The sequence below is a fragment of the Vibrio sp. Y51_MX_L26 genome, assembly GCF_024181935.1.
Classification (GTDB): domain Bacteria; phylum Pseudomonadota; class Gammaproteobacteria; order Enterobacterales; family Vibrionaceae; genus Vibrio; species Vibrio diabolicus.
Genome location: NZ_JAMZAS010000022.1, coordinates 1 through 12748, shown reverse-complemented (window position 1 = coordinate 12748; position 12748 = coordinate 1). Strand labels below are relative to the sequence as shown.

Sequence of the window (12748 nt, the reverse complement as noted above, 5' to 3'; positions counted from 1 at the left end):
CAAGACGTTCAAGGCGATTCGAAACGCATTGGGGTTTTAGTGCCCAAATAGGCACGGATTTATCAGAGTTTATTTTAGGTTAGGGTGCATGTGCGTCTCTCACACCTTAACTGCGCGTTAGCTTAAAAGAGGAAAGTATGTCTAAAGTAATGGAAGTCCTAGAAAAAATAGCAGAAAACACTGCTTCCAGTATCGATCCTGTTTGGGTAGCAGCAATAACGGGTGGTACGGCTATTTTAACCGCGCTTATTACAGTAGGTTCGACCGTCTATATACAGTCAAAGAATAATAATTTAGAACATAAAAAATTAATGGCTGATGTAATTACTCGCGAAAGAATGAGATGGTTGAAAGACCTGCGTGATTTAGCAGGCAGTAATTATGTGTATATTGATCTTCAATATGATCTGCTCAAGCGAAAGATCGATGTCCCTAGTGAGCAGTTTCAGAATCAGTTAGATGAAATTTCTACAAAAATCATGAAGCAATCTAACGATATTATCTTAATGTTAAACAAGAATGATCCCGTACAATCTGAAGTTTTTAACTCAATACAAGATGTTCAAAGATTTATTCTAGAGTGTGTTCGTGAAGCTACTTTGGAGGCTCAAAGCTTTGACGATGTTAGGTACGGTGAGATAAAAAACAATTTTTTCAATGCTATGAATGAAATTGGTTGTGAAACCTGGAAGCAAATCAAAACTTTAAGCTAACAAGCTGTTCAAGAGGGATTCGCAACGCGTGGCATTTTTACTATGCGTTGGTTTTAGTGTTTAAGGCGGTATGCGGTGGTTTCGGTATTGCGTTGCTCACCCCTTAACAGAGCGTTATGTGTAATCGAGAGTTCAGGGAAAGAATGAAAGTACTTATATCAGGATCCAATGGGTATATTGGTAGCCACGTGACTAAGATGTTTGTCGAAAGTGGCTTTGAAGTTTCGACTTACAGCAGGACTAGCGGTGTCTTACCTCCTGCTCGGAAGCTTACCAATGTGCCATCAGATCTCTCTGGTTACTTTGATATCGTTATAAATTGTGCTCGCCCACATTGGTCAGAATTTTCGCCGGAGGAAATAGCTGATATAGAGTCCAAGCTACTAACGCAGTTGGATAGACTAGCGGCTGAAGGCGCGACAAAAATCCACACGTCGGGTGTTTGGTTATTTGGCAATGCTTCTCACAATGACCTCAAAGAATTTAGGCTTAAGCCTCTAGAAGCGGTAAAACCGGACACAGTTACAATAGGCTACGCTATCAAAAAGAAGTGGCATGTCGTTTACTGTCCTAGTTTGGTTTATGGTGGTGAAAACTGTCAGCTAAAGCGAATTGTAGATGCCTTATCTGACCAAACGCTCCAAGTAGCAATACCATCTCAAGGTTATAATCAATATATCCATGTAAATGACATCGCTCGATTTTATTTGGCACTGGTTCAAGGTAAACGTCCGGCTAAACAACACGTTATCGCTGAGGCTGAGGGGGTATAATCCTGAAGCATTTTCCCAGTTGCTACTAGACTTTCAAATAGTAAAGCAGGTTCACAAGAGCAGTTGGAGTGACTTTGAGAAATGCCATGGTTCTTTGGCAGTCGAAATTGAAAAGCTAAATCTTAACCTTCCAATTAGTCCCTTGTTTGAATCGACTAAGTCATTAAGGAAGTACATAGAAAATTACACATAACAAACAATTTAAGAGGGATTCCCAACGCTTGGCATTTTTGTTTCTACTTCAAATTTAGTGTTTATGGCACAATGCTTTAGGTTTGGGGGGGAGCGTTGCTCACCCCTTAATTGGGCGTTAGCTGTTTGTGCAATGTGGTATTGGAGAGTGAAACTAAATGGAAGCAAGATTTAATAAGTTATTAGCGTTCAGTATTGTTTTAGTCCATTTTTTTGCTTTCTCTGGGCTACTATATAAATCTCAAATTTATGGGCATATTGCGGTCTCACCAGGTGAACCTTATGGGTTAGGTGACGTTATAGATTTATTGTTTGCTAGTTTAGTTGTATTGATGTGGTGTTGTGCGATGGTATCTTCAATTGTGGTGACTTTACTTAATATTAAAAGTAACTGGCTAGCTTCTCTGAAGGCACTTTTATACGGCACGGTTGGTCTGGTTGGATATTTTTACGTTAATAGTTCAGTCTCCTAATACGAAACAGCTAACAAACTGTTTAAGAGGGATTCGCAACGCGTGGCATTTTTACTATGCGTTGGTTTAAGTGTTTAAGGTTGTATGCGGCGGCTTTGGTATTGCGTTGCTCACCCCTTAACAGGGCGTTATGTTGAGAAGGGAGTTATGAAAACTTTATTGAAACAAAGTAAATTGGTCAGTTTTAAATTAATGTATAGCTTTGTCACTAGAGTATTGATTTGTGGCATGTTTGCTTACTACTTAGTCGAGATATCTAAGGCTCCATTTTTAACACAATTAGGATACATCGCATTTTTTTGTGCTGTATCTTTAGCTGCTGAGTATTTAACATCCAAACCGAAACAGTCGCTAGATGTTGTGCTTGATGGTAATAGTTTATCTCTTTTAGGTACAAGTATAAATACTGCTGATATTAATGAAATTTTGTATGCGCAAACCAAAAGGTTTGAACATACGGTAAGGTTTCGTTTCAAAAATCAGACATATCAAGACTTTGAACTAGCTTCTCCTGACTTAATTGAAGATCTAAGATTTTACCATTTTCTAGTTGAAAACCAGTTGCCTGTGAAGATGCTAGATAGTCATGAACGCGTTGCTTAACATCTCAACATAACAAATTGTTCAAGAGTGATTCGGCACGCGTGGCATTTTTACTATGCGTTGTGTTTAGTGTTTAAGGTGGTATGCGGCGGCATCGGTATTGCGTTGCTCACACCTTAACAGGGCGTTAGCATACTTTGATAGGAGTTTAGATGACTACGATAGTCGAACAAATTGTTAATCGTGAAATTGACTCGGTCATCGTGTACGAATCTGACCAAGTTATAGCTTTTGCAGACCATGACCCAATCAACTTTGGACATATTTTAATTTGTCCCAAGACTCAATACCGCACTTTCATTGACTTGCCCGAGTCTGTGTTTTTAGAGATCACCGACGTCGCAAGAGATTTATATAAGCGTATATAAGCTAAGTTCAATCCCGATGGTATCGGCTTTATGCAAAACAACGGAGAGGCACCTCATTTCAACGAGCTCGACCATTACCATTTGCATATTTTCCCTAGGTTCCATGGCGACCAGTATGGTTGGGTTAGTAGTGAACTTGGGATTCAAACTATGGATAAACTTAGAGAATCACTTAAAGATTTATGAGCGTTGAAAAAGTATGCTAACAAATTGTTCAAGAGTGATTCGGCACGTGTGGCATTTTGACTATGCGTTGGTTTTAGCGGTTAAGGTGGTATGCAGAAGCTTCGGTATTGCGTGCCTCACACCTTAACAAGGCGTTAGCTCACTTTTCATCAGCATAGTCATTAAAGGTAAAAAAGTTAAAATGAATTTAAATGAATATCAGTTAGATAATGATGGGAATTTCGACAGTGGGTTCATTGACAATAGTATGCATTCTTCAAATGGTATTAATGTCTACTTTCGTGATTTAGAAAAGCATCTGATCGGTCATATTAACAATGCTGATTTAGTTATTGGAGCCGTAGCTTGGCTAACCAGTGACGCAATACTAGATGCGCTTGCGTGTGTTAAAAATGTACAAATTTTCGTTCAAAAAGAAGATTTTCTCAGACCGGATGTATATTCCCGGACGAATTGGAAGTCAAAGTTACGTTCGAAATATGATGCACTTACAGTGTGATCTAACGAGGTACGAGTTTGGTAACATTCTAAGTAGTGCCTCAGTCGCGTCAGATCCGACTATTGATGCTGTTAGGTGTGTGGGAAACCATAACAGAGATAAGGTGCCAGCATTTCCAAGAATGCATAATAAATTCCTCATTTTTGCAAACGTTCAAGAAATTCAGAACTCTTTTGGTCATACACACTATAAAGTTACTCCTTATGGTGTTTGGACAGGTTCGTTCAATCTCACTAAAAATGCTTCAATGTCTTTAGAAAATGCACTGTATATAACTGAGCCAGATATAGTCGATGCATATTTCAAGGAGTATGGTCAAATTGCAGCCATGTCAGAAAAGTTAGACTGGACTACAGATTGGGCTGCTCCTCAATGGCGTATTGGTACCTAAAAGTGAGCTAACAAACTGTTCAAGAGGGATTCGCAACGCGTGGCATTTTCACTATGCGTTGATTTTAGTGATTAAGGTGGTGTGCGGTGGCTTCGGTATTGCGTTGCTCACCCCTTAACAGGGCGTTATGTACTTTGAGGTAAAACGAAGATTATGGATGATCAGAAACATAGAGAAAACTGGCGAAAGTTTTATGAAAAGGCAATAAATCGACCACATTCTATAAGAACTGAACGAGCCGTAAATCTAGATGCTTCTTCAATTAAAGTAGCAATAGATTGTGGTTGTGGAACGGGCAGCGATATAAAGTATTTAACCGCACAAGGCTATAAAGTCTTCGGCTTTGACATCAATCCTGACTCAGTAGCAATATGCCGAGATAGGTTTGGTGATGAGTCGAGTGTAAATGTAGTTCAATCATCATTTTGTGAGTTTGAGTATATTGATGCCAGCTTAATCGTCGCTAACGCGAGTTTATTCTTTGTAAACCCTGAGCAGTTTCTAGAGGTATGGACAAGCATAGATGCTAGTCTCGTAAAGGGTGGTGTTTTTGCTGGTGATTTCATGGGTAAAAACGACTCTTGGGCTAGTGACTTCTATACACCTATAACAGCACTCGTTAAAGATGAGTTGCTAAATTTATTCTCTAACTTTGAAATCGTCGAGTTCAATGAAAGGGATGAAGATTGCACAACAATGGTTGGTGAATCAAAGCATTGGCACATTTATTCGGTGGTTGCCGTCAAACGTACATAACAATGCGTTTAAGGCAGATTCGCAACGCTTGGCAATTTTGGCTTGAATCAGCTTTCGTGTTTACGGCGCAATGGTTTAGGTTCAGTGGTAGCGTTGCTCACTACTTAACGCGGCGTTATGTGTTTTGGAGTATTTATGATTTTACCCAGTTATTACAAAAAGTGGCTTGATAGTATTGATACCGATGTAGAAGTCTCTTATCGAGGTAGTGAGTTTTATCTACTATCAGAGCGAGAGCTTATTGATGAAATCACAATAGATAGGAATACAGTCAAAGCCTTTAATCAGCTGTCTGCATTCATTAAAACTCAATTAGAAATGTCAGGTAGCTCTCCTTTAACTATTGAGCAATGCAACACATGTATCACGATCGGACAAGATAATGGAAATCCTATTTTTATCGACTCAACGCGTGATTCAGAACTGTTCTGTTATTATCTCGATGGAGGGTATATTGAAGCCAAAGGGGGGGAACTTGCTTAGCTTAGTAATCGAGGCAAAAAACACATAACAAACAGTTCAAGAGGGATTCAGCACGCGTGGCATTTTTGGTATGCGTTGGCTTTGGTGTTGAAGTGCCATGCAGGAACATCAGTATTGCGTGCTTCACCCCTTAACTGGGCGTTATAGCTTATTCGACCTCAAGGAGGAGAGTCGTTGAAACAGAGTAAAAGTGAGTTTTGGTCAGGCGAGGAATACGACGCGCAATACTGTAATTCTTATGCAGGTGAAATATCTTTCTTTCAAAATCTTATATCTCATCAAAAGGCTTCATCGTTACTAGATGTCTGCTGCGGAACTGGTCTAGTTACAATTCCATTAACAAGGAATTTATCCCATGTAGTGGGTATTGATTTTTCTCGTTCAATGATTGATTTTGCTAAATACAAGTCATCAAGCATAAGCGATGTTGCGTTTTACGAAATGGACGCAGCTGATTTCAACTTAGAAACCGTTTTTGATCTAATAACTATGACGGGCAATGCCTTTCAAGCATTTATTTCAGACGCAGACTTTTCATCGATGCTAAAAAACATTAATAGTCATATGCATACTGAAAGCCTTTTTGTATTTGATTCTCGGCTTCCATGTTCTGAACATTTCGAGACAACAAGTAGTTATGAACATTGGTATTCTTACAAAAGTCCAACAGGCGAAAACGTCAATGTCTCCGGTTTGGACAGCAGGCACCCAAAATTAAATAATACGATGTTGCACCATGTAAAACGAGAATATGAAAATGGTGAGCAATATCATAGTTATATCGAGCTAAAGTATCGTTCAATTGACGAGATAGTTAAGGGCTTGGAACGTAATGGTTTGCAGCTAGTAGAATACTACGCGGATTGGAAAAAGACGCCTTTGACTGAAACATCGACAAGTTTTGTAGGTGTTGTAAGACCGCTATAACAAAGCGTTTAAGGCAGATTCGCAACGCGTGGCATTCTCAGCTCAAATTGAGTTTTGTGTTTAAGGTGTAATGGTTTAGTTTAGGCGTAAGCGTTGCTCACTACTTAACGCGGCGTTAGGGCTACAAAATTGGAGTGCAGATATTGAACATCTTTAATAATTCCGAAGTTAACATGTGTATTGGGGGGCTATCAATATCAGACAAGCCTGTTGATGTCCTAGAGGCTTGGAGGAAGCTTAATGGTCAGTACCCTAATTTGAGTAGTGTAATTCAGCTCGATAACTACGATAGAAATGTATTACCTCAATGTGTCCAAAAACACACAAAGAGGCCAGATAATTACTTAATCCCTTATTTTAAGTCAGATAATCTATATTTCATCGATGATGAAATGATTAAGAGTATATTTATTAAAGGTACTAATGTATTTCCAATAGATCACTCAGTAATGATGGACTCAAATATCTGTTCCTATATCGACAGTCTTGTTAGAGGGAAGCCTCTAGGTACTGTCGGACCCAAGCTATTACCTATAATTGATGATCTTTTGCGTGATGGTCTTAACTTTGATTTTCTTTTCTATATGATTGAAAATATTAAGCACGTTCTTCCATCTGCTAATTTTTCTGCAAAAAGTAAACTGGAGTTTTGGAAAAGTCTGAATATTAACTTTAGGAAAAACCTTGTTAGCCTTCATTACTTTTCAAGTATTGACAGTAAAGAATATAGTCGGACATTAAGACCTAGTTTCCTTCTATCTTATAGACAGTCTGCTCGACGTGCTATTGATGCTACATTTGGGTTATACATGTCAAGTGAGGGTAAAAACTACCTATCGCAGTTTGCTGATTTTCAAAGAGTAGCCCTGCTGAGTCTTATCGGAATGCTACGGATAAATTTATCATCTAACAAGAGTGGCAGAAATAAAATGCTCGAATTTTTCGACTTCATGCACAGTGAAGTGGGAATTTATATGGAGCGAGAAGCGATATTAGCACATGAGTATTTCTGTGATTCAAAGTCGCTGCCGATACTAAAGAAAATCCAAAAAGGTGGTAATAAAAAGAAACTTTTAAAGAAATTGGATAACATTGCTTGGGATATGATAACCCCTAGATTAATGGAGCGCCTGATGTCTTCTGGTTTAGGGGCAAAAACTGACTATTTCATCCCCATTTTTATGACATTTGATGAGGATCTTAAGCATATGTTGGAGTCTTTTCAGGTCAAGCTTGTTATATACGACAAAGATAGTGGAGACTCGCTGTCTATTCCTGAATGCAACTCCTCCGACTATTTTGAGAACGCTGGGCTTAAAAGTTGTACGGACTACTTTTTTAGTGAAGTCAAAAAGAAAGAACGGCAAAGTAGACGTGTACACACTAGAGAAAGTATTTTGCCTGTATTGTTTAGTGAATATCGGAAACTCAGACAGGCAATATAGCCCTAACAAAGCATTTAAGAGTGATTCCCAACGCATGGCATTTTTCATTCCATTGTTGGGTTTCGTGTTTACGGTGGTATGGATTAGGTTAGGTGGTAGCGTTGCTCACACCTTAATGCGGCGTTATGTGTTTTTGGAGTGTATATGGAAGTCGAACAAAAAGACTCATTATCTGAAGTATTTAAGTCTTTATATAATGAATTTATAGACTATTTAAATAAAACAGGGCTTTCAAATCGCGTATTACTCGTGAATGATGGAAAACCGACAATAGATTTTCAGTTTACTTTCCAAGCAATGGGAGGGATTGAAAAAGCCTTAGATACCCTTTCATCCTTACCGAGTTACCAAAGGCTTGTAAAGTTGACATCTATGATCCAAGAGGTAACAGAAGAAGAGGTAGAGAAAACTAAGTATGGGTTATTTACTTACATTTTTTCTGAGGTTGCGAATTGTGTTAATCCACCACAAGCCACGTATATATTTACTAATGGCAAAGACTTATCAATCTTGAATTTAGATGAGGAACGGCTTTCTCATGCAATTCTCAATGCTGTAACTTCAGGCACTTGTATCGAGAGACATAGAAAGTACCTATTAGTTTTTGAAAATATACAGATCGAAGAAGATATACGAATAAATGAGGATATCAATCTAATAAAACTCAGCAAGAATGAGGTAAATGATAAGCTAGCGGATAGATATGATACAGAAAGGAAGTGGTCAAGAGTTTACAGTGCATTTGAGATCAGTGAAACGGTTCTTAACAATAAGGAGTTAATTCCTGTACTTTCCACGTTGCTAAGATTATTTAAAAATGGGGATGTCAGGTATAAGCTGATTGCTCAGGAAGCACACCACCTAATTCGAGGTGATATTTATGTCAATTACCAAAGCTCATATAGTGAGTTAGATTACTACGAAAATGCGCCATCTGTCAGAGGTGATGCTTGGCGACAGTATTTTATCAAAAAGTCTGAGAGTCAGGATTTTGCCACTTTTATTGATGAGAATATCACTCCGATGATGAGTATGTCTCACAGTTGCCAAATGTATAACATGGTCTTTTCATCCCCATTGCATCTCAGAATACCATTGCTATTCTTTGTAATTGAATCGTTTTTTGCGGATGTTAATTCAGAGGTTGTATTTAGAATCTCTCTTTACGTAACAGTGCTTCTTCAAGAGAGTGAGAGTTTCAGAAATAAAATTAAAGACCTTTATCATGTAAGGTCATGTATAGCTCATGGTGACTTATCTGGTGCGCAAAAGAAGATAAAAGCGATGAAGATATTCGGTTTCACGGGGGCTACGGAACAAGTTGAAGATATATTAAACAGGCTTTGGAAAGTGCTTTTGGAAAAAAATTGGAAGCCCAGTCAATCTGCTGAATTGATGAGTTCAATATTGCTTCATCAAAACAAAAACACATAACAAACAATTTAAGAGTGATTCAGCACGCTTGGCATTTTTGGTTTGGGTTTAGCTTAGTGTTTACGGTGGTAAAATGAAGGACCGTGGTCGCGTGCTTCACACCTTAATTGGGCGTTAAGTGCAATCAACAATAGTGACATCAAAAAGTAGGGAAGTATGAGTATCAATATAAAGTGGGATGGTGATTGTCGTTTTAAAGTGTCAACTGAAGACGGCTTTACGTTTAATGTTGACGCTACAACTGAGAAAGCCCCTTGCCCAACGGAAACTCTATTGTCGGCTTTAGGTTCATGCAGTGCTACGGATGTCGTCTTGTTACTGCAAGATCAAGGTTTTGAAGTTAAAGGCCTAGAAAATACGGTTACTTTCGCCCTAACGGAATCAGAACCTCGTTTATATAAATCGGCAAACTTACACTTTACAGTAAATGGCCGTGGTTTTAAGGAGTCTGACATTTTGCGAGTAGCTCAAGAAACGGTGGAAAAGCATTGTCATGTTTGTCTTATGTTGAGCCCTACGATCGATATCACTTGTTCAGCTGAAGTGGGTGAAAATTGCACTTAACAAAGCGTTTAAGAGGGATTCACAACGCTTGGCAGTTTTGGTTCAAAGTTTAGCTTTTGTTTTTATGGCACAATGGTTTAAGTTGGGTGGCATCGCGTTGTTCACCCCTTAACGCGGCGTTAGCAAGTCAAGTTGACAGCTCAATATGAAATTGAGAATGTATGCATTTAATTGCTTGGAGAGCTCGATGAAAAAACTCATGATTGCTAGTCTACTGTTAACGCCATTGCATGCAAGCGCAAGTTCGCTTTCTGATATATCTCAGTTTGCGACTGAGATATGTGACAAAATCGAAGCAAAGGGCTCGGTGTCATCTTCGCAAATTGAAGCAGCTCTGCATGGAAATGCAGGAACAATTTCGAGGTTAATTGGTGCAAAGGTTACTGCTAATGGCAGTATTCTGATAAATAACAGTGAATATGAAGGAATTCCTTATGAAGAGTTATCAGTGCAAATGCTGGACTCAAGAAACTGTAAAAAGGACTTGGCTTTTGCATTATTGGAAAAAAGCAGAGTAGTTCAACAAAGCACAGCGCCAGTTAAAAGCTCATACGTTATAAACGCCCAGGATGGGGCTGTTGTATTGCTTGCTCAACCAAGTTTTCAAAAACGTACTGAACGTATACTTAGTGGTGACCTCTCGAAGCAGCTATTGAATAAGACACCAGTTGAGCTCCTGCAATCTAATTACGTTGAAGATGTTCAAGGTACGAAGGTCCAGTGGTCAAAAGTACGAATACTAGCCGGCACTAATTCAGGTTCTGTCGGTTGGGTTCTGACAAACGACGTATCGTTTAAGTAACTTGCTAACAATCTGTTTAAGAGTGATTCGCAACGCGTGGCACTTTTGTTATGCGTTGCGTTTTGTGTTTAAGGTGGCATGCGGGAGCTTCGGTATTGCGTTGCTCACCCCTTAACAGGGCGTTATAGCCCATCATGTCAATAAATTGGGAGAATTCTTTTTGAGTTCAGACATTATAGAATTATTAGAACAAGGTGAGAGTGCAACAGTCGAGTTTTTGCTACCTGAAATAGAGCCAATGCGTCTGGCCAAAACAATTGCTTCATTCGCTAACTCTGGTGGTGGAAAAGTTTTGCTTGGGGTCCGTGACTCAACTTTCGCTCCGGGTATTAAAATAGAGGAAGCTCAATTACTAACTTTGAAGGCCAAGGAATTACTTAGCGAACCTGACATATTTGAGGTTGAAAATATTAGTTTTAGGGTTTTGCTGAACATATGTGTCATAACTGTTCAGGCTTCGTCGTCATTAGTTCTTTGTAGTGATGGTGCTTATCATAGGGTTAATGGCCAAACTAAAGCGATGAATCATTATGAAATACAAAGAAAGCTCTCACCAGATGACACTTCATTAAGTAAGATCTCGGAGGTTCTTGAAACACAGACAAAAAAAATCGAGCAGCTTACTGCTGAGTTAGCCGAATCTAATACTCTAAAGAGCAAACTTAAAGACCATCTATTAGGAGCAATTGTTGGTTTGGTAATTGGTGCGATAGGAGCAGGTATAGGGCTATAACAAGCGCTTTAAGACGGATTCACAACGCGTGGCATTTGTAATTTGCGGTAAATTTAGTGATTTAGGTGGTATGCGGAAGCATCGTATTGCGTTGCTCACCACTTAAGCGTGCGTTATAAATCAAGATTGAGATTCGTGTCTGAAAAGTGAATATAAATATGATTTTATTGTTATGTAATTTGTATCATATTGATTTTGGTGGGGGGGATAAGACATGAACGACATACCTGTTCTGAATAAGTCAGCGGATAGAAAGTTAAGCATTATTGATGACACACCTGCAATATTTACTATCGCTGATAGCGAGAGCGCAGTTGGTAGAAAGCCATTGTATGAAATAGATAGCTTCAGTGAAGTTGGCAAGTGGTGCGGTTTAATAGTTCAGCAGTCAAAAAAGCATGGTGTAGACCCGCGTCTAGTAGCAGCAATAATGTATATGGAAACCACTCATGGTTGGTATGATAAAGTTTATCCTTTGAGAAAAACAATATTGCCTATGAATCTACATTATTCATATTGGAAAGACATTGGCGTAACTAAAGAAGCGCTAGGTTGTCCTTACTACAATATTGAGTTCGGGATTATTCTATTATCTAGAATACAGGCACGTATCGAAAATCCGACAATAAGAAAAATAGCTACGATCTATAATTTCTTGGGGGCCGAAGTAGTTAGCGATTACGGTGCACGTGTAGCCAAGTTATATCTAGAGCAGCCATGGAGCCCAGCCAAATGCGCCGTTTAAAACTGCTTGTCGCGTCTATTGTTGTTTCTGGTATTCTTGCTTGCGTTCCCCTGTATGTTGCAGTCAAACATAACTCAATGGGAGAGTTTTGTACTGCCAAGTCTCTAGCTCTAAGCACTTGTAGATATGATTTGGGTTATATCTTTATGGTGTGGGGTAGCTGGTTTTTATTTGTCTTTGTTTGCTTAATTGTGCTCGCTTTTTTAATGCTAGTCGTCAAAAGACTCGTACAAAAACACTGGTAATGATTTATAACAAACTGTTTAAGAGTGATTCGCTACGCGTGGCATTTGTACTATGCGTTGCGTTTTGTGGTTAAGGTGGTATGCAGTGGCTTCGGTATTGCGTTGCTCACACCTTAACAGAGCGTTATATTTCTTTTTAGTTCAGTACGTTATAATGTTAAAACTCAAGTCGAAAGCCGAAACGTGAATACGTCTCTCAGTGGTGGTCTCCTGAGACTGATGATGGCAGCCTCGATTTACTTTGCGTCAAATCCACCTGTTTTTGTGGTGCAGTTTCTCTTAGCGGAAATTGTGGGACCCGATTTCAGATAATAAGTGCGACATTCATGGAAAGGTGTAGAAGAGGAAGCCAACTGCTGAAAGTGGTACGCTCTTCTCGCCAAAGAAACAAGCAGTACTACCATGAATTATCAGCA

General features: G+C 39.1%; 14 protein-coding genes, 1 other RNA gene and 3 pseudogenes. All 18 read left to right on the top strand.

Annotated features, from left to right (window positions below; all coding sequences use genetic code 11):
• The first annotated feature begins 137 nt into the window (after positions 1-137).
• The 18 genes and pseudogenes from NL645_RS22815 (at position 138) to NL645_RS22695 (ending at position 12567) form a co-directional block, all read left to right on the top strand.
• Positions 138-713: a hypothetical protein gene (locus tag NL645_RS22815; protein ID WP_203530746.1), complete on the top strand. Its 576-nt coding sequence runs from the start codon at positions 138-140 to the stop codon at positions 711-713.
• Between the two features lie 143 nt (positions 714-856).
• Positions 857-1679 (top strand): annotated as a pseudogene (locus tag NL645_RS22805) (NAD-dependent epimerase/dehydratase family protein).
• Between the two features lie 157 nt (positions 1680-1836).
• Complete coding sequence (locus tag NL645_RS22800) at positions 1837-2151, top strand: hypothetical protein (protein ID WP_046875176.1); 315 nt, start codon at positions 1837-1839, stop codon at positions 2149-2151.
• Between the two features lie 147 nt (positions 2152-2298).
• Positions 2299-2754 (top strand): hypothetical protein, encoded by a 456-nt coding sequence (locus NL645_RS22790; RefSeq protein WP_046875177.1) that lies wholly within the window; start codon positions 2299-2301, stop codon positions 2752-2754.
• Positions 2755-2906: 152 nt separating this feature from the next.
• Positions 2907-3308 (top strand): annotated as a pseudogene (locus tag NL645_RS22780) (HIT family protein).
• Between the two features lie 181 nt (positions 3309-3489).
• Positions 3490-3807, top strand: a complete 318-nt coding sequence (locus NL645_RS22770) for a hypothetical protein (RefSeq protein ID WP_205408364.1) — start codon at positions 3490-3492, stop codon at positions 3805-3807.
• A 103-nt stretch (positions 3808-3910) separates the two neighbouring features.
• The gene (locus tag NL645_RS22765; RefSeq protein ID WP_205408365.1) at positions 3911-4198 is read left to right on the top strand and encodes a hypothetical protein; all 288 of its coding nucleotides are present in this window, start codon (positions 3911-3913) and stop codon (positions 4196-4198) included.
• 153 nt (positions 4199-4351) lie between these two features.
• The gene (locus tag NL645_RS22755; protein WP_046875178.1) at positions 4352-4954 is read left to right on the top strand and encodes a bifunctional 2-polyprenyl-6-hydroxyphenol methylase/3-demethylubiquinol 3-O-methyltransferase UbiG; all 603 of its coding nucleotides are present in this window, start codon (positions 4352-4354) and stop codon (positions 4952-4954) included.
• A 135-nt stretch (positions 4955-5089) separates the two neighbouring features.
• A complete protein-coding gene (locus NL645_RS22750) occupies positions 5090-5437 on the top strand; it encodes a hypothetical protein (protein WP_253652464.1) in 348 nt (115 codons plus the stop codon).
• 23 nt (positions 5438-5460) lie between these two features.
• Positions 5461-5571 (top strand): annotated as a pseudogene (locus tag NL645_RS22745) (DUF3265 domain-containing protein); the annotation flags it as partial.
• A gap of 40 nt (positions 5572-5611) precedes the next feature.
• Positions 5612-6364: a class I SAM-dependent methyltransferase gene (locus NL645_RS22740; protein ID WP_253652463.1), complete on the top strand. Its 753-nt coding sequence runs from the start codon at positions 5612-5614 to the stop codon at positions 6362-6364.
• A 143-nt stretch (positions 6365-6507) separates the two neighbouring features.
• Positions 6508-7809 (top strand): hypothetical protein, encoded by a 1302-nt coding sequence (locus tag NL645_RS22735; RefSeq protein ID WP_046875179.1) that lies wholly within the window; start codon positions 6508-6510, stop codon positions 7807-7809.
• Positions 7810-7953: 144 nt separating this feature from the next.
• Positions 7954-9243, top strand: a complete 1290-nt coding sequence (locus tag NL645_RS22730) for a hypothetical protein (protein WP_253652462.1) — start codon at positions 7954-7956, stop codon at positions 9241-9243.
• 156 nt (positions 9244-9399) lie between these two features.
• Positions 9400-9807: an OsmC family protein gene (locus NL645_RS22725; protein ID WP_046875182.1), complete on the top strand. Its 408-nt coding sequence runs from the start codon at positions 9400-9402 to the stop codon at positions 9805-9807.
• 187 nt (positions 9808-9994) lie between these two features.
• Positions 9995-10609, top strand: a complete 615-nt coding sequence (locus tag NL645_RS22720) for a hypothetical protein (protein WP_046875183.1) — start codon at positions 9995-9997, stop codon at positions 10607-10609.
• 160 nt (positions 10610-10769) lie between these two features.
• Positions 10770-11342, top strand: coding sequence for a helix-turn-helix domain-containing protein (locus tag NL645_RS22710; protein ID WP_052708181.1), 573 nt, complete (start codon positions 10770-10772; stop codon positions 11340-11342).
• 214 nt (positions 11343-11556) lie between these two features.
• Positions 11557-12087 carry a hypothetical protein gene (locus tag NL645_RS22705; protein ID WP_213971162.1) on the top strand — a complete coding sequence of 177 codons (531 nt, stop codon included), beginning with the start codon at positions 11557-11559 and terminating at the stop codon, positions 12085-12087.
• 419 nt (positions 12088-12506) lie between these two features.
• An RNA gene (locus NL645_RS22695) (hammerhead ribozyme type II) lies at positions 12507-12567 on the top strand.
• The last annotated feature ends 181 nt before the right edge of the window (positions 12568-12748 follow it).